The sequence below is a fragment of the Companilactobacillus zhachilii genome (assembly GCF_003606365.2).
GTDB lineage: Bacteria > Bacillota > Bacilli > Lactobacillales > Lactobacillaceae > Companilactobacillus > Companilactobacillus zhachilii.
Map to the genome: position 1 here is coordinate 2,147,325 of NZ_CP031933.2, position 17,044 is coordinate 2,164,368.

At 37.0% G+C, this 17,044-nt stretch carries 16 protein-coding genes; 6 read left to right on the forward strand and 10 right to left on the reverse strand.

Going from position 1 to position 17,044, the window contains the following annotated elements; all coding sequences use genetic code 11:
• Positions 1–1,173, reverse strand: a complete 1,173-nt coding sequence (locus D1B17_RS09915; RefSeq protein WP_120141871.1) for a homoserine dehydrogenase — start codon at positions 1,171–1,173, stop codon at positions 1–3.
• A 111-nt stretch (positions 1,174–1,284) separates the two neighbouring features.
• Between D1B17_RS09915 and thrC the strand changes: the two genes are divergently transcribed.
• Both thrC and thrB read left to right on the forward strand, forming a co-directional pair.
• A complete protein-coding gene (thrC, locus tag D1B17_RS09920; protein ID WP_120141870.1) occupies positions 1,285–2,775 on the forward strand; it encodes a threonine synthase in 1,491 nt (496 codons plus the stop codon).
• The gene (thrB, locus tag D1B17_RS09925; protein ID WP_120141869.1) at positions 2,762–3,634 is read left to right on the forward strand and encodes a homoserine kinase; all 873 of its coding nucleotides are present in this window, start codon (positions 2,762–2,764) and stop codon (positions 3,632–3,634) included. The genes thrC and thrB overlap by 14 nt, the downstream gene beginning before the upstream one ends.
• On the opposite strand, the gene D1B17_RS09930 is transcribed toward thrB, so the two are convergent.
• Positions 3,613–4,479, reverse strand: a complete 867-nt coding sequence (locus D1B17_RS09930; protein WP_120141868.1) for an AraC family transcriptional regulator — start codon at positions 4,477–4,479, stop codon at positions 3,613–3,615. The two genes, thrB and D1B17_RS09930, sit on opposite strands and share 22 nt — an antisense overlap.
• 487 nt (positions 4,480–4,966) lie before the next feature.
• Here D1B17_RS09930 and D1B17_RS09940 point away from each other — a divergent pair, with 487 nt between their 5' ends.
• Entirely contained in the window at positions 4,967–5,719 is a 753-nt protein-coding gene (locus D1B17_RS09940) for a DeoR/GlpR family DNA-binding transcription regulator (RefSeq protein ID WP_120141867.1), read from the forward strand.
• Positions 5,720–5,731: 12 nt separating this feature from the next.
• Complete coding sequence (locus D1B17_RS09945; RefSeq protein ID WP_120141866.1) at positions 5,732–6,358, forward strand: HAD family hydrolase; 627 nt, start codon at positions 5,732–5,734, stop codon at positions 6,356–6,358.
• A 202-nt stretch (positions 6,359–6,560) separates the two neighbouring features.
• Here D1B17_RS09945 and D1B17_RS09950 read toward each other — a convergent pair whose 3' ends face one another.
• The 6 genes from D1B17_RS09950 to rpmG all read right to left on the reverse strand — a co-directional run bounded on the left by D1B17_RS09950 (position 6,561) and on the right by rpmG (position 12,022).
• Positions 6,561–7,949, reverse strand: coding sequence for a flavocytochrome c (locus tag D1B17_RS09950; RefSeq protein ID WP_120141865.1), 1,389 nt, complete (start codon positions 7,947–7,949; stop codon positions 6,561–6,563).
• A gap of 1 nt (position 7,950) precedes the next feature.
• On the reverse strand, positions 7,951–9,336 hold the full coding sequence (locus D1B17_RS09955; RefSeq protein WP_120141864.1) for a class II fumarate hydratase: 1,386 nt from the start codon (positions 9,334–9,336) through the stop codon (positions 7,951–7,953).
• Between the two features lie 523 nt (positions 9,337–9,859).
• A complete protein-coding gene (locus D1B17_RS09960) occupies positions 9,860–11,389 on the reverse strand; it encodes a YfcC family protein (protein ID WP_120141863.1) in 1,530 nt (509 codons plus the stop codon).
• Between the two features lie 92 nt (positions 11,390–11,481).
• Positions 11,482–11,586: a putative metal homeostasis protein gene (locus tag D1B17_RS12645; protein WP_166806670.1), complete on the reverse strand. Its 105-nt coding sequence runs from the start codon at positions 11,584–11,586 to the stop codon at positions 11,482–11,484.
• A 14-nt stretch (positions 11,587–11,600) separates the two neighbouring features.
• Complete coding sequence (gene rpsN / locus D1B17_RS09965; RefSeq protein WP_120141862.1) at positions 11,601–11,870, reverse strand: 30S ribosomal protein S14; 270 nt, start codon at positions 11,868–11,870, stop codon at positions 11,601–11,603.
• Positions 11,871–11,872: 2 nt separating this feature from the next.
• Complete coding sequence (rpmG, locus tag D1B17_RS09970; RefSeq protein WP_120141861.1) at positions 11,873–12,022, reverse strand: 50S ribosomal protein L33; 150 nt, start codon at positions 12,020–12,022, stop codon at positions 11,873–11,875.
• 613 nt (positions 12,023–12,635) lie between these two features.
• Between rpmG and D1B17_RS09975 the strand changes: the two genes are divergently transcribed.
• Together D1B17_RS09975 and D1B17_RS09980 are read left to right on the forward strand one after the other, a co-directional pair.
• Complete coding sequence (locus D1B17_RS09975; protein ID WP_120141859.1) at positions 12,636–13,322, forward strand: MarR family winged helix-turn-helix transcriptional regulator; 687 nt, start codon at positions 12,636–12,638, stop codon at positions 13,320–13,322.
• A gap of 24 nt (positions 13,323–13,346) precedes the next feature.
• Positions 13,347–15,113: an ABC transporter ATP-binding protein gene (locus D1B17_RS09980; protein WP_120141858.1), complete on the forward strand. Its 1,767-nt coding sequence runs from the start codon at positions 13,347–13,349 to the stop codon at positions 15,111–15,113.
• 244 nt (positions 15,114–15,357) lie between these two features.
• Here D1B17_RS09980 and D1B17_RS09985 read toward each other — a convergent pair whose 3' ends face one another.
• Together D1B17_RS09985 and D1B17_RS09990 are read right to left on the reverse strand one after the other, a co-directional pair.
• The gene (locus D1B17_RS09985) at positions 15,358–16,152 is read right to left on the reverse strand and encodes an SDR family NAD(P)-dependent oxidoreductase (RefSeq protein ID WP_120141857.1); all 795 of its coding nucleotides are present in this window, start codon (positions 16,150–16,152) and stop codon (positions 15,358–15,360) included.
• Between the two features lie 15 nt (positions 16,153–16,167).
• Positions 16,168–17,007: an aldo/keto reductase gene (locus tag D1B17_RS09990; protein ID WP_120141856.1), complete on the reverse strand. Its 840-nt coding sequence runs from the start codon at positions 17,005–17,007 to the stop codon at positions 16,168–16,170.
• Between the last annotated feature and the right edge of the window lie 37 nt (positions 17,008–17,044).

Consider the following 17,044-nt stretch of genomic DNA (forward strand, 5'->3'; position numbering starts at 1 on the left):
TTAAGCGACCCCCTGACTAGGAAGACTAACCATGAAAGCAGCGGCATCCATTTGTAAAACTTTTCTCATTAACCGGTGCATTTCGCCTACTGGAATTTGATGAACTGCTAGATAAGCCCCATCATTAGTTGGCTGATAATCGACAAAAATATCACTAATGTCGACTTTGCTCCGGACTAAATAATCGCCTTTAGTTAATTCCGGACAATATTCCATCTTTTTGTTAAAATCACGACGTAAATGCGATTTCCGTTCTTTAATATCCAAGACATCTTGAACGACCGCATTAGCTGTTGGAAACATCCCTGCACCTTGACCAAAGAAATCAAGTTTGCCAATGGTGTCACCGTTCAAAGAAATTAAGTTGTAGTTATCAGGTGTATTAGCTTCCAATGTCCGGTCTAAAAACAATGCTGGCTCCACAACATAATCAAATTTGTTGCCCTTTTGATGTGTTCGGCCAATTAATTTAACTGCTAGACCTTTATCTTGAAAATACTTCACATCTGCGCAAGTAATATTTCGGATACCGAAAATAGGTAGATTTTGATGATTATGAATATCAATATCATAGGCAATATCAGCACTGATACACAACTTATTGGCAACATCGATTCCGTCAATGTCAGCACTAGGATCAGCTTCTGCATACCCCAGTGCTTGGGCCTTCTTTAAGACTTCCACAAATGATTCACCATTACGACTCATTTGGTCCAAAATAAAATTACTTGTACCATTAAAAATACCTGAAATTGCATTAACATTATCAATTCTTAAGGCTTTCTCTAAACCTTGAATCCAAGGGATCCCTCCACCAACGGAAGCTTCGAAATAAAATTTAACATCGTTTTGTTCAGCAGCTTCAGTAAATTCTTTCAAGTAACGAGCAATAACGGCTTTATTAGCAGTAATCACATGTTTACCATGCTTCAAAGCTTCCAAAATATATTCATGTGCGGGTTCGATTCCACCAATTGCTTCAACTACAATGTCAGTTTGCTCATCATTCAAAATCTCATTTATGTCATCTGTCATTTCTGGTAACGAACGTACTTTGTTCTTTCTAATTAAGATATGGCTAACAGCGAGGTCTTGCGTTTGAACATTAGCCTTCTTAATAATTTTATAAACACCTTTTCCGACTGTTCCAAATCCTAAGATTGCAATTTTCATAGGTTTAACCTCCTGTTTCCATTCTTGGATGTGTTTACATACAGTAAACACTTGTTTTTAATTTATGGACAGTTTACTATATAGATAATTTAAAAGCAAGGAGTTAATATGATGAATAAAAACTACACAAGCACTCGTAATGAAAAAATTAATATTTCAGCTAAGGAAGCCATAAAAAAAGGCTTTGCTGATGATGGTGGTCTTTTCGTCTATCCTGAATTATCAAAACTAAAAGTTGACCTTGCATCCATGCAAAACTTCACTTATCAACAAACTGCTCAAATTATATTAGAAAAATTATTACCAGATTTTTCTACTGCAGAAATTAAAGACGGCATTACTAATGCATATAATGATAGTTTTGACACCAAGGAAATAACTCCGCTTGTTAAGGTTGATGATTTTCATGTTCTTGAACTTTTCCATGGCCCAACTAGTGCCTTTAAAGATATTGGCCTACAAATGCTCCCTCAATTGATGAAACGGGTGCTAAAAAAAGATAATCGGGTCATGATTTTAACAGCCACAAGCGGTGACACTGGCAAAGCCGCTCTGGAAGGTTTCAAGAATCTCGACCAAACTGCTATCACTGTTTTCTACCCTCACAATGGTGTCAGCAAAGTTCAACAACTACAGATGGAAACAACTAGTGGTAACAATACTGAAATAACAGCTATTAAAGGTAATTTCGATGATGCTCAAAGCAACGTTAAAAAGATCTTTAACAATCAAGCTTTAAGACAAAAACTAGGCACAAACATTAGTCTTTCAAGTGCCAATTCAATTAATATTGGTCGCTTGATTCCCCAAGTCGTTTATTACTTCGATGCTTATTTCCAATTAATAAAACAAAACCAAATTAAGCTCGGTCAAAAAGTTAACTTCACTGTCCCAACTGGTAACTTTGGTGACGTCTTAGCTGGTTTTTATGCTAAACAAATGGGTCTACCCGTGAATAAGTTCGTTGTTGCTAGCAATGCCAATAATGTGTTAACTAAATTTTTCAAGACTGGGATTTACAATCGAAACATTCCGTTCTTACAAACCGACGCTCCTAGTATGGATATCCAGATTTCCAGTAACTTTGAACGCTTACTCTACTATAAAAGCCATGAGGACACTAATTACGTTCAAAAATTGATGGCTGAGCTCGAACAAACTGGTTCTTATCAAGTTTCTGAACCAGTCTTACGAAACATTCGTGCTGACTTCTACTGTGGTTTTGCCACTGATCAAGAAATCGAATCAACTATCAACAATGTTTATCAACAAGCTGGTTACTTAATGGATCCCCACACAGCCGTTGGGTACAAAGTTATGCGAGACTATCAAGCTAATGATCCTGACACACCAATGATTCTCTTGAGCACTGCTAGTCCATACAAATTCGTCCACGTTGTTACAAAAGCTGTTCTAGGTGAAAACTTTGAGAATGATCAAGTAGCAATGCAACAATTACAAAAATTTACTCGTCTACCGATTCCACAAAATTTGGCCCAAGTCTGGGATTTACCAATTTTGCACCAAGATGTTATTGACCAAACAAAAATGACTGAATACGTTTTGCAGAAAGTCGAGGCTAATTTCAATGATAAAAATTAAAGTCCCTGCTACTAGTGCTAATTTAGGTGTTGGCTTTGACTGCTTAGGTCTAGCTGTTTCGCTTTATTCCTATGCTTCTTTCACTGAAAACTCTGAGAAGTTAACAATTACTGGTTGTGACCCTAAATATCAAAATACTGATAATTTAATTTACCAAGCTTTTGTTAAGGGATGCCAAGCACTTGAACAAGATGTTCCTAATGTAAAAATAACGATTGAAAATCAAATCCCTATTTCTCGAGGTTTAGGTAGTTCAGCCTTTTGCGTCGTTGCCGGCCTAATGGGAGCTAACGCCTGGTTTGGCAATACACTTAACAAGGAACAACTGCTCGATTTAGCTACACAAATTGAAGGTCATCCAGACAATGTTTCTCCAGCTATCTACGGTCAATTGGGAGCATCCTTTATTGATCATCAAGACGTCCAGACGGTCCATTTTCAAGTCCATCCTAGTTTGCATTTTGTCGCCTTAATTCCCGATTACCAAGTTAGCACTGAACAAGCTCGAAGTATCTTACCAAAAGAAATGTCTTATCAAACAGCTATCTATCAAATCGGTCATGCAGTCGCCTTAACTAAGGCATTTGAATTAGGTGATCTGGAACTGATCAAGACAGCTATTATCGACAAAATGCACGAACCATTCCGTTCAAAACTTATTCCCGATTATCCACTTGCTAAAAAAATTGTTGAGGAAAACTCAGGTATTTTATACATCAGTGGTAGTGGTTCAACTTTAATGGCAATTACAAATGATAATCACACCGCTGATAATATTATCGCTGACATCAAAAAAGACTTCCCAGCTTGGGAAGCCCATCATTTAACTGTTGATAATCAAGGAGCAACAGTTGTTTGAGTTAGATTTTGAATATGTTTGCGATATTCTAATGGTGTTTGATGATAACGATCTTTAAAAGCAGAATAAAAGCTCTTTTCATCTGGAAAGCCTGTCTCTGCGACAATCATAGTAAATTTATCATCCGTCTTTTCAATTAACTCAGCAGCTTTTTGAATTCGGAGGAAAGTTAAATATTTCTTAGGTGACAAACCGAGATACTTTTTAAAAAACTTAGAAAAATAAGCATAGCTGTAATTATATTCTTTCGCCATATCCGACAATTGAATATCGTTTTGATAATCGGCGTGAAATTCAGCAATGATTTGCGAAATAACTTCCGGAATATCACTAGTTACCTGCTTATCCACAGCAAAATTCTTAACCAGCACACTAATCAATTCCACTGACATCGCTAATTGATGCAGATGATTATCCTCCGACGTATCATGGCATTGAAAATCATTAATATTATTTATTAAAGCCGTCAATTCATGAAAGGCAGTCATTTGACTGTCTTTTTTTGGTGCCTTGATAAGTTCAAAATTTTTCTTCCGAACCGTTTTAGGCAAACTGTGGCGCAACCAATCATAGTTGATCAAAATCGTAATAATGCGTGAACCATCATTGATAACCGTGTCAAAACTATGAATCAAACGAGAATTGATTACATAAATGTCCCCTTGATTTAATTGATATTCTTTATCCTCAATATACATGGTTCCGGGGTGTCCCTTAGCCACATAACAAATCTCAATAGCTTCATGCCAGTGAGGTACGACATACTTTTTTCCAATTGGGCGGTGATAAATACACTTAATGGGATTCGTGTAGTCGAACTCTAATAATTCCATTGGTGTGGTCATTATCTCTCCTCCTTTTCTTGACAAAAAATGGTAGTTGTGTAAACAAATAATAACTTATTGGTTTTATTGTAAACGTATACAATAAGCTTGTCAATGAGATTTTACCAGACTGCCACCACATCGCGCCACTCTGGAGGAACAAAAAATGGCACATATTAAATTAAATTACTTTTCTAATGCTCTTTTAAAGGATTGTCAAATGGATGTCTTGCTTCCTCAAATGACGGCTGATCATCCTGATTAATAAGCTTTCAAAAAACATAATTAGAAAATAATGACGCCAGTAACCCGATTTTGGATTGCTGACGTCATTTATTTTAAGTAGATAAAGCAATATTCTATCCCACGTTTACGCCGCATGCTAAAGATTGAAAGTTTCCAAATAAACTTTAAGTTGTGTCGCGCGCTCGTTTCACATTTGCTTTTTAAGTCATGATAAGTTACTATCACGTTAGAACTTAAAATAACTTAATTGGTGATTATTATCATGCAAAAAGAACGATTAGATCTTATCTTAAAAACACTTCAAGAAAAACAAACCTTGTCCTTAAAAGAAATTATCGAACTGACCCACTCTTCCCGTGATACCGCTCGAAGAGATATCGTTAAACTAGCTGAAAATGATTTAGTTGAACGTAATTATGGTGGTATCAGTCTCCCCAACACTTTTAAAAAATTAGACAATTATCTGCAACGAAGTGACGATTACGTTAATGCCAAAAGAGAATTGGCTAAACGAGCCGCTGTCTTTACCAATCAAGCCACTCAAGTCTATTTAGATGTTTCCACAACCGTAGAATTTATGCCTAAATACATAACTAATCCTAATTTATTCACGGTTACCAATTCTCTCGACATTGCTGATCAACTCCTAAGAAATTCACCATGTAAGACCCGTATCCTAGGTGGAAATCTTGATGCTGAAAAACGCTGTGTCACTGGTACTAGACCCTGTCTGGACCTTGAGAATTACACATTCGACTATGCCTTTTTGAGCAGTGTAGGTATTGACGAAAACGGTATTTATTATGCCTATGATGACGACATTGACTACAAAGCTAAAATCCGTAAACAATCCAAGAATTTAGTTCTATTGCTCGACAGTAGCAAGGTGAATGTTAAACACAACTTTAAGGTACTTAATTTGAATCAAATCGACTACATCATTACTAACGACAATCTGCCAAGGAAACTCGAGAATCGGCTTTTAAAATCAAAAACACAAATGATTTACATTTAAGGAGAATTTATTATGTCTAAAACAATTTTATTTGATGTTGATGGAACACTTGTTGATACAGAAAAAACAATTATCAAATCATGGCAAAAGACCTTGAAAGATACTTTGAATATTGAACCAAAGGCTGAAGAACTATTTTATGTTCTAGGCATTCCAGGTACTAAAGCCGTTCAAAAATATTCAAATAATCCCCAACAAAGTAAAGAACTACTCGAATTGTGGGAACACAACGACCATCAGATGTTTCACTATGCTAAGCTCTTCTCTGGTATTGAAAATATGTTGCAGCAACTAACAGCTAAAGGTGTGCAACTAGGCATCGTTACATCACGGACTAACCAGGAAATGAAAATTGTTTTAGATAAGTTCAATTTGGAAAAATACTTCGATACCTTTATTACTGCTTCAAAAACTAAACTTCACAAACCCAATCCTGAACCGATTCTTAAAGCCATCGAAACTTTAAAAGTTGACCCTGCTGAAACACTTTACATTGGTGATTCTATTTATGATTTCCAATGTGCCAAAAATGCTAAAGTTGAATTTGCTCTCGCAAGCTGGGGTGCTAAAGACAATCCTGAATTTTCTAAGGTAGATTATCTACTCCAAAAGCCCACTGATTTAGTTAAATTGGTCTAACTTCATGAAAATTTAATTAGCATTATTGCCCATAAACGTGCAGCTTAAAACAAAAAAATTAGCAAACCAAACTCAGGCTCTTTCTCAAGTTTAATTATAAAATCCAACATAAAAAAAGCTAGATATTTTTCTGGATTTATTATACCAAGGGAAAATATCTAGCTTTTTGTTTATATTCAATTTCAAATAACACGACACTCTTTTAATCTTGCAAATACTTAAACACTTGTTGTCCAGCCTGACGACCGAAGATAACCGTTTCAGCGATGGAATTACCACCGATACGATTATTTCCATGCAAACCACCAGCTACTTCACCTGCAGCAAACAACCCTTTGATTACCTGACCCGATTCATCAAGCACTTGCGTTTGATGATTAATCGCTATGCCACCCATCGTATAATGAACGGCTGGAGCAATATGGATCGCATAAAACGGCGCATCAGAGATATTACGTTCCATTCCGGTTGTACGCCCAAATGAAGAATCATTTTGACTCTCAACCGTTTTATCCCAATCAGCAACTGTTTGTTCAAGATTCTCAGCATCAATATTAATTTCAGTGGCTAATTCAGTTAAGGTTTGCCCTGTTTTCACTAAACCAACATGATTATAAAATTCGATTGCTTTAACACGATTACGAATATCGCGATCAAAAATTAAATAGGCTCCCGTTCCACCTAAATCATCAATTGCTTTAGTGACATTTTTTCTCGTATCCAACTCATTAACGAATCTTTGACCATTATTATTAACTAAAATAGCCCCTTCGCCACGAACAGCTTCACCAATCAAAAAGGCATGCGGTGTATCTTGTTGAACTGTTGGGTGAACTTGTATCTGATCCATATCAACTAATTTGGCACCCACTTTTTGAGCTAACTTCAAGCCATCTCCAGTGGCCCCAGGCTGATTGGTCGTCCGTAAATTCAATAAGTCTGAACGATATTCAGCTAACAAATCTTTACCAGCGCCAAACCCTCCAGTGGCCAAAATAACTGCTTTCGCATGAATATCAACTTCTCGATCAGTTTCAGCTTTTACACCAGAAATTCGACCATTATCTTTCAATAAGCCAGTTACCTTAATACTAGTAAATAATGGGATTTCGTCCTTAGCAACCCACTTCAATAGTTCCGTTACCAAATAACCACCAATTGGCGCTAATGAACTTGGGCGATGTGTCCGCATTGTTTTCATCCCACCAGTAATGGTTAAATCATCTAATTTAATACCATGTTGGGCTAACCAATCAATTGCTAAAGCCCCATGTTCAGTGAAAAATTTAAGCAACTCAGTATTATTTTGCTTGCCACCACCGAGATAAGTTTCATTGTAAAAATCTTCAAAACTATCAACAATTTTGTGGTCCAATTGAACTGAAGTTTCGGCCGCATTCATTCCTGAAGATGCCCGTGTCGTATTTCCACCGATTTTATCCATCTTTTCTAAGATGACTGGCTTCAAACCTAATTCATAAGCTTGAATAGCACTCGTTAAACCAGTTCCACCGGAACCAATAATAATAACGTCATAGTTATCCTTTAATTCACTCAAATCGCTCGATTCAAAGACAAATTTTTCTGCCATTTTACTTCTCCTCAATATTAGTCATATCAATCGGTACAACCCATTTGTCAAATTGTTTCTCAGTTACCTTACCTGATTTCAAAGCAGCGACTTTCAAAGTTGTTCCTTCACGTAAAGCTTGTTGCGCAATTTCTGCACTTTCATGATAACCAATGTGAGGTGATAATGCTGTGACAGTCATTAATGATTGGTCTACTAATTCAGCCATTCGTTTCTCATTAACAGTCAAACCGGCAATCATCTTATCGGCAAAACCATTCATTGTTCCTGTCAATAAATCAGTTGATTCTAGGAAGGTATAAATCAAAACTGGCTTATAAACGTTCATTTCAAAGTTACCTTGACTGGCAGCCATATTTACCGTTACATCGTTACCCATTACTCGCACGGCCGCCATTGTAATTGCTTCTGCCTGAGTCGGGTTAACTTTTCCAGGCATAATCGATGAACCCGGTTCATTTGCGGGAATATTCAATTCACCGTAACCCGATCTAGGACCACTAGCTAAGAAACGGACGTCGTTAGCAATCTTTAATAAATCGCTAGCCAAAGTTTTGATAGCACCGTGAACCACATTTAAGCCTGAGTGAGCTGCCAATCCATAAAACTTATTGGTTTCCGCAGTGAATTCATGATTATAAACTTGGCTCATCTGCTCAGCAATTTTATCAGCAAAACCAGGAGCAGCATTCAAGCCTGTTCCGACAGCTGTTCCACCCATTGCTAACTCACCGAGTGTCTTGTTCAAAGTTTGCAAATAGTCTAAATCATGTTCCAACATACTGACCCAACCACTGACTTCTTGTCCAAAAGTTAATGGTGTAGCATCTTGTAAATGTGTTCGACCAATTTTGACAACTCGCCAATATTTAGCTTGTTTTTGCCTCAATTCATTAATCAAATGTTTGGTTGCTTCTTCAAGTTTATCAACCGCCATAGCGGCCGTAATGTTCATTGCAGTAGGGAAAATGTCATTGGAACTCTGACCATGATTGACATCATCATTAGGCAAAATTTCAATTTTAGCATTGATTCTTTGAGCCACATGAGCCACAACTTCGTTAACATTCATGTTCGTTTGTGTTCCAGAACCTGTTTGATAAACGACTAAAGGAAAATCTTTACGCAAATCAGTGTCTTCAAGACTTAGCAGTTGGTCGATGGACTCAACAATTAAATCTGCCTTAGCAGCATCAATTGCTGAAACTTCTTTGTTGGCAATCGCAGCAGCCTTCTTAATTTGTAATAAGGCCTTGATAATTTCAAGTGGCATTTTTGCACCAGTTGAGAAATTGTTACGACTACGCTCAGTTTGAGCACCCCAGAGTGCATTAGCGGGGATTTTTACGGCACCAAGTGTATCTTCTTCAATTCTATAATCAGACATTTTTTCCCTCCAAAACAAAGTAATTAACTCAATTATAGCGGAGATGAAAGATGGGGCAAAATGAAAAGGAATCGTTTTTCAAATTCAGTTACTTAAATATGCCGCCTCCAAGAACAAGAAATTTTGGTCGCTATGGGGACCGATTCGAGCCAAAGTGCGGTCTCGAATCTCGATTTTGAACTTCGAGAAGACCATTCGAATTTCAAAAGTCGTCCCGTGGTGTAGGCGCTGAAGCGCCAATGCCACCTGCACAGCGACCAAAATTTCTTGTTCTTTCCGGCTAGTTTATCCTTTATTTCTAAATCAATAGTGAATAACTTTCAATATTATAATGTCACTGATAACTAAAGTCATATGATAAGGGGTATATTGAATTTCAAATCTATAGTAAAAAATCAACTAGCACCACGCGTATTGAAGATACTAAAAAAGGCTAAATATTTTATCTCGATATATTGCCTGAGATAAAAAGTATCTAGTCTTTTTTTCACAAATAGTACTAATTTTAGGCCTTAAATTATTTCTAAATCAACACTCCGACACTCAAGAAGACCAGTATCAAAACAACTATCATAATTAGTAGTTTCATGACAAATTTCAACCACTTGTCAAAACCGACATTAACCATTGCTAATGATACTAAAATCAATCCAGTTGGTGCAATTAGTCCAATCAAACCTTGACCCCAATTATAGGCGTTGATAATCATGGATCTATCAATTCCAACCACATCGGCTAATGGCGCCATGATAGGCATGGATAGTACGGCCAAGCCTGATGATGATTGAATAAAGAAACCTAAAATAATGTATACGAAGAATAATACGCAGATGAACAAAACGCTATTCATCCCTTTGATCTGGTTGGTAAAGTAATTCATGATCGTATCACTGACAAAACTCTTTTCCATTACGATACCAACTGATCTAGCTAAACCAACTGTTAGAGCAACGCCCAGCAAATCTCCAGCCCCGGACACGAAACTATCGACAAACTTGCTCTCTTTTAAGCCAGCTGTAAAAATCAAAATATACGTTACAGCCAAGAAAACAACCGCAATTTCAGTAAAGTACCAGCCTAATTGTTGTACACCATAAATCATGACCACGAATCCTAGTGCAAAAACAATCAAGGATAACTTCTGGCGCATTGTGAAATCACCTTTAGTCGTTAAATCTAAGTCACCTAAAAATTTCTCCTTATCAGTCTCTGCCTGGTCAGCAACAAATGATTTGGAAGGGTCTTTTCTAACTTTTTCAGCATAATGAATTGTATAAATAATCGAAATACCGATTGAGGCAACCCACATTAAAACTCTCATTGGCATACCGTCAGTAAAATTAATTCCAGCAGCGTTGGAAGCAATAACCGTTGAAAATGGATTGATTGTCGAACTCATGGAACCAATCGCGGTACCCAAATATACCGCTGCGACCACGGTCAACGTGTCATACCCTGCCAATAAAAAAATTGGAATAAGGATTGGATAAAAGGCAATGGTTTCTTCAGCCATACCAAAAGTTGTTCCACCTAATCCAATCAAGGCTGTGACAATAAAAATCAGCCACTTCTGTTTACCTTTCAATACTTCAGACAGTCGCATCATTCCGGAGTTCATCGCCCCAGTTTGATTAACGACCCCAATAACACCACCTAGAATCAAAACAAACACGATGATATCAACACTATCAACAATCCCTTGAACTTGTGACGTTAAGAATTGATTGATTGTGCCAAAAACACCTCGTTTTGGTTTCTTAATTTGATGATAAGTATTTGGAATAGCCGCTGGACGGTAAATTGTCCCATCCTTAAATTTTGAAACATTTATTTTAATCTTATAATCATCGAGTGTCTTTTGAGTGGCACTCTTCTTAATTGTCTTACCAGAAGCTTCGGTAATAACAAATTTGTCCAAGCCCGAATTATATTCCAAGGTACTGTACTTCCCTGATGGAATAAAGAACGTTAAAGCTTGAACCAAAATCAAAACGATAATAATAACAGTATACGCGGAAGGAAAGCTGTGCTTTTTCTTTTTTGCATTAGCCATAATTGTCCCCTCTTTTCCCATTAATTAAATCCTTCACAAGTTAATTATATCAGGAAAAGAAAGCGTTTCCATTATATTATTATAATCTTAATTTATTTACGTTTATTATCCTTAATGGCACGTAACGCACGCTTACGAGTCTTGATATTAGGACTCCTGAGCTGACGGTAAGCTGTTGCTGTAGACATTTTTTTCATAATTTTTCCCCTTATTACCAACTAGCTTTTTTCACACCAGGAATTTGACCGGCATGTGCTAACTGTCTAAAATTCAAACGAGACATCCCAAATTTACGCATGTAGGCGTGGGGGCGTCCATCGATTGAGTCACGATTCTTTAAACGAACTGGACTAGAATCTCTTGGTAGCTTTGAAAGAGCAATATAATCACCCTTAGCTTTTAATTCTTTTCGGATTTGAGCATATCTTTCAATTAATTCCATTTGTTTCTTATTTCTAACAATCTTTGATTTCTTTGCCATAATTACTTAACCTCTTTAAAAATTTCTCTTTGTTTTGTTTTTGGTGAATATTTCATTAATTCTAAACGATCTGGATGGTTCTGTTTATTTTTACTGGTTAGATATAGACGTTCATTCGTCTTACTACATTCCAAAATAATATTTTGACGCATTTTAAATCCCCACTTCTAAATAGTAATTTTTACCATTCGTACATACTATTATTTTTTTAATTTAATGTCAATCAATTAGTTTTGGTTAGTTGCCGTCTCTGGGGGCAAGAAATGTTGGCGCTGTGGGGACCGCATGAAGCCAAGGTCTCCATGCTCGATTTTGAACTTCGCATAAAGCGCGAATTTCAAAACTCGTCCCGTGGTGTAATGGCTAAAGCCATTACACCACCTGCACTGCTGCCAACATTTCTTTCACCCAGAGACTAATATATTCGTTGTTTTTTATACGGTCTAATTGATTCGATAAAAGGGTTACACATTATTTGAAATTGAATATGAGTAAAAGGCTAGATGCTTTTTCTGAATTTATACCAGGAAAACATATCTAGTTTTTTTATATTCGATTCTATAACCAAAATTGAGAAAGAACCCAAAATAACTTCTAATAATGCAGTTCAATATGAACCAAGCAACCTACTTCTCCCACAATTACTATCTTCTCAAAAAAATAATAAAATTTCGTTGACATTAATTCGGTACCGAACTATAATTCTTCTTGCAATAAAGTTCGGTACCGAATTAATTTAATAAAAACGAAAAGAGGATTTTAAATATGAGTCAACTTACAGATGATTTAATGAAACAACTACGTTTTATCAGTGAAGCTGGTAATTACTTTATGAGTCAAAAAAAACAAAAATTAACTGGTCAACAACGGGTCCTAGCTATTCTTAAACTGGAAGACGGCTTAACGCAAAACTACCTTGCCGAAGTTCTAGACCTTCGTCCTAGTTCTATTGCGGAGCTATTAAAGAAAATGGAAAACAATGGTGACATCACTCGTACTGAAGATGAACGAGACAAACGTACCAAACATGTGCACTTAACCGAAGCTGGTCAAAAAAAAGCTGAAGAAAATGCATCCCTAAAAAATGAGGACTACAGTGAGACTTTCTTTGCCGGTTTAAATTCAGATGAGCAAACCCAGTTCAGCGATTACCTTCAAAAAATTTCTGACGGTTGGGATGAAGATTTCAAAAAAAATTCAGCTAAATTCGTTGATCCAACGGACAAATTCAAAGCTATGTTGAATATGCGTAATCAAATGATGCATATGCGTGAAAATATGACCGATGAGGAAATCGATCAAATGCGACATGAAATGCGTCAAAATATGCACAATATGCCTTTTAATGGCCATTGCCGTCCTAATTTTGGTGGAGCAAGGGGCCATGAGAATTTTGGTCACGGACATGGGCCTGATTTTCGTAACAATTTCTGGCGTGGTCCAGAATATTAATTTCAATTTTGTGAGGATAGTACAATGCACAATGGAGCAATGATAGGACACGAATTACCTAAGCGTAATGGTACATTCAAGTTCCGAGATTTTATGCGTTTGATTAACAGTGTTAATCCTAAAAAGAGCTTATTCATGCTCGGTATGTTGTTAAGTTTAGTAACTAGTGGTGCCAGTTTGGTCGTGCCACAATTAACCAAAGGCTTAGTTGATACAAGTGGACTTTCCAAAATTGACAGTAAGATGTTAGTTGTTTTAGTCTTAGCATTCTTAGTTCAACTTGTTTTTGGGACCGTTGGTAGCTTTATCCTGCGTTATGTCGGTGAAAGTTCGGTTAAGACATTACGTGAAAAATTATGGGCTCACTTATTACAATTACCCGTTGATTACTTTGACGATCATAAGTCAGGTGAAACAAGCTCTAGATTAGTCAATGATACGAGTGTGATCAAAGATTTAATTACTTCTCAGTTCCCTAATTTTATTACCGGAGCTATTCAATTAATTGGTTCCATGATTATCTTATTCTTCATGGATTGGAAAATGGCATCACTTATGTTTGGCATCATCCCTATCTTCGTCTTGATTCTCTTACCGATTGGTCGAATCATGTCAAAACTAGGTCGGAAACTGCAGGCCGCCACTGCTGATTTTAATGCCGATGCTAGCGAAAAATTAGCCGAAGTTCGTTTAATCAAATCAAGCAATGGTGAAAACTTTGAACGTGCAACTGGCGGCAACTTTATCGACAAGATTTTCAAAGTCGGAATTAAAGATGCCCGTGTAGAAGCCGTTTTACAACCAATTATGACAACAGCTATGTTAGGTGTTTTTGTCGGTATCTTAGGTTATGGTGCTGTTAGAATTCAACAAGGTACCCTCTCAAGCGGTTCCTTGGTCGCCTTTCTACTCTACCTATTTAATATCATTACTCCAGTAGCCAGCTTTGCGACCTTCTTCTCCCAAGTTCAAAAAGCAATGGGTTCAACTGAACGCATTCAAGAAATTTTACAAACAAAACCAGAAGTTACTACCGCGGGAAAAGCAATTGATGTCGAGGGACAAACTATTACAGCTACTCAGCTTGATTTTAGTTACGACTCTGATAAACCTATTTTGAAAAATGTTTCTTTTGAGGCTAAACCTAATACAGTTATTGCCTTTGCTGGACCTTCTGGTGGTGGTAAATCAACTATTTTCTCTCTACTAGAAAGATTTTATCAACCAGATAGTGGTTCCATTTTAATTGGCGACCACAATATTAAAAATATTGATTTAGCTAATTGGCGTTCCCAAATCGGCTACGTTTCCCAAGATAGTGCCGTTTTTGCTGGTAGCATTCGAGACAACTTACAATACGGATTGGATAAACAATTGACCGATGAACAACTTTGGCACGGTTTATCATTAGCTTATGCCGACGAGTTCGTTCGTAACTTTCCTGATCAATTGGAAACTCAAATCGGTGAACGCGGTGTCAAACTCTCCGGTGGACAAAAACAACGAATTGCTATTGCTCGGGCCTTTCTCCGTAATCCAAAGATTTTGATGTTAGACGAAGCCACCGCCAGCCTTGATTCGGAATCAGAAGAAAAAGTTCAACGAGCCTTAGATCAATTGATGGTTGGCAGAACTACTCTTGTTATCGCACATAGACTTTCAACAATCGTTGATGCAGATCAAATTTACTTCATCGAACATGGCTCAGTCACAGGTCATGGAACTCACCAAGAATTAATGAAAGACCATAGTTTATATGCCCAATACGTGAAAGAACAAGTTGTTAACTAGAGAGTGGAACAAGCCCGGGAATTTTCGAGCATTTACATGACTTCACGAATTGTCCGCGTTTTTTGCGGATGATTTGGGAAGTTAGGTAAAGCGGAAAAAATTGGCTTGCGTAACTCGTTTCAAATAGAGAGTGAAACAAGCCTGGGAATTTTCGAGCATTTACATGACTTCACGAATTTCTTATTAAAACTTAAAAAGCAGGTATCTGGAACCCCCTCCAGTTACCTGCTTTTTTAGCTATAAATTAAAAGATCGTTGGCACTAATCCACCATCAACACGTAAGGCTTCTCCAGAAAATGATGAGGAATCTGGACTAGCAACAAATGCCGCAAATCGACCTATCTCTTCTGGTCTAATTAAACGTTGGATTTGGGAACGAGAACGATGATGTTTCATGAAGTCCTTTTCCCACTTATCCTTAGGCAAATCACTATCTTTATACATATCATCGAGCATCTTTTGAACGCCTTCAGTCAAGGTAGACCCTGGCATAATTGTATTAACGGTCACATGAGTATCAACTGTTAACTTCGATAGACTCTTAGCCAAAGATAGATTCATTGATTTGGTCATACTGTATTGTGGCATTTCACCAGAAGGCATTACGGCTTCTTCACTTGCAATAAAGATGATACGACCAAAATCTTGGTTTAACATTTTAGGTAGATAGAATTTAGCCAAAGAATTTCCTGCTAAAACATTAATATTGAAAAAATTTTCCCAAATTTCATCCGTAATATCTTGGTACTCCATTGGTTGAAAAATACCCATATTATTAATTAAAATATCTACTTCTGGAACTTGGGTGAACAATTTCTGACGTTCTGCTTCATTAGCTAAATCAGCAGCTACTCCAATAGGACTAGTTTTAGGAAAATCATGTTTAATTTCAGCCACAATCTGATCAACTTCTGACTGTTTTCTTCCATTAATAATGACATTCGTACCTTCACGGGCCATTTCAATAGCAATTGCTTTACCGATACCTTTGGTTGAGCCAGTTATTAAAGCCACTTTATTTATTAAGTGAAGATCCATAACATTACCTCCTAATTAGAAATCAAATTCATCTGGGTTTGGACCCACGCGCAAATCTTCGTTCAAAGCATTTATTTTATCCATATCTGCTTGATCCAAAGTAAAGTCAAAAACGTCGGCATTGCTTGCCATACGGTCAGGGTGAACTGATTTAACAACTAATAAGATATCCCTTTGAATATCCCAACGTAAAATAATTTGAGCGGTCGATTTACCATACTTGGTAGCAATCGACTCCAAAGTAGCGTCCTTTAGAATTTTACCTTGCATCAATGGTGACCAGGCTTGAATTTTAATATTATGCTTGGCAGCAAATTCGCGAAGTTCAGTTTGAATCAGCTTGGGATGTGATTCCACTTGATTTAAAACCGGTGTAACTGTCGCAAATTTAGCCAATTCTTCCAAATGATGAATTTGAAAATTGCTGACACCAATGGCTTTGATTTTGCCTTCTTTATAAAGTTGTTCCAAAGCTAAGTATGAATCTTTGAAAGAATCATCACCAGGCCAATGAATCAAATAAAGATCCAAATAATCTAAGCCCAATTTTTGCAGACTGTCATTTGCTGCAGCAAGTGTCTCATCATAAGTTAAATGATTGTTCCAAACCTTTGAAGTAATAAATAAATCTTCACGTTTCAAGTTATTTTCTTTGAGTCCGCGCTTGATACCAACACCTGTGCCCTCTTCATTGCCATAAACTTGTGCAGTATCAATCAAGCGATAGCCTTGCTTAATTCCATTGGCAACAACATCCGCTGTGTCTTCGTTAGGAATCTGGAAAACACCTAAGCCCAAACCAGGAATAGCTGTGCCGTTATTTAATTTAATGCGATCATTTAATGAAGTAATCATATTATGCTCCTCGTTATTGAATTCGTATTATTAATAT

Coding starts and splice junctions, on each gene's coding strand:
- D1B17_RS09985 (WP_120141857.1), bottom strand. CDS start 16,152: ATGGATCTTCACTTAATAAATAAAGTGGCTTTAATAACTGGCTCAACC.
- D1B17_RS09980 (WP_120141858.1), top strand. CDS start 13,347: ATGCACAATGGAGCAATGATAGGACACGAATTACCTAAGCGTAATGGT.
- D1B17_RS09955 (WP_120141864.1), bottom strand. CDS start 9,336: ATGTCTGATTATAGAATTGAAGAAGATACACTTGGTGCCGTAAAAATC.
- D1B17_RS09975 (WP_120141859.1), top strand. CDS start 12,636: ATGAGTCAACTTACAGATGATTTAATGAAACAACTACGTTTTATCAGT.
- D1B17_RS12645 (WP_166806670.1), bottom strand. CDS start 11,586: ATGAAAAAAATGTCTACAGCAACAGCTTACCGTCAGCTCAGGAGTCCT.
- thrB (WP_120141869.1), top strand. CDS start 2,762: ATGATAAAAATTAAAGTCCCTGCTACTAGTGCTAATTTAGGTGTTGGC.
- D1B17_RS09950 (WP_120141865.1), bottom strand. CDS start 7,949: ATGGCAGAAAAATTTGTCTTTGAATCGAGCGATTTGAGTGAATTAAAG.
- rpsN (WP_120141862.1), bottom strand. CDS start 11,870: ATGGCAAAGAAATCAAAGATTGTTAGAAATAAGAAACAAATGGAATTA.
- thrC (WP_120141870.1), top strand. CDS start 1,285: ATGAATAAAAACTACACAAGCACTCGTAATGAAAAAATTAATATTTCA.
- D1B17_RS09990 (WP_120141856.1), bottom strand. CDS start 17,007: ATGATTACTTCATTAAATGATCGCATTAAATTAAATAACGGCACAGCT.
- D1B17_RS09930 (WP_120141868.1), bottom strand. CDS start 4,479: ATGACCACACCAATGGAATTATTAGAGTTCGACTACACGAATCCCATT.
- rpmG (WP_120141861.1), bottom strand. CDS start 12,022: ATGCGTCAAAATATTATTTTGGAATGTAGTAAGACGAATGAACGTCTA.
- D1B17_RS09940 (WP_120141867.1), top strand. CDS start 4,967: ATGCAAAAAGAACGATTAGATCTTATCTTAAAAACACTTCAAGAAAAA.
- D1B17_RS09915 (WP_120141871.1), bottom strand. CDS start 1,173: ATGAAAATTGCAATCTTAGGATTTGGAACAGTCGGAAAAGGTGTTTAT.
- D1B17_RS09960 (WP_120141863.1), bottom strand. CDS start 11,389: ATGGCTAATGCAAAAAAGAAAAAGCACAGCTTTCCTTCCGCGTATACT.
- D1B17_RS09945 (WP_120141866.1), top strand. CDS start 5,732: ATGTCTAAAACAATTTTATTTGATGTTGATGGAACACTTGTTGATACA.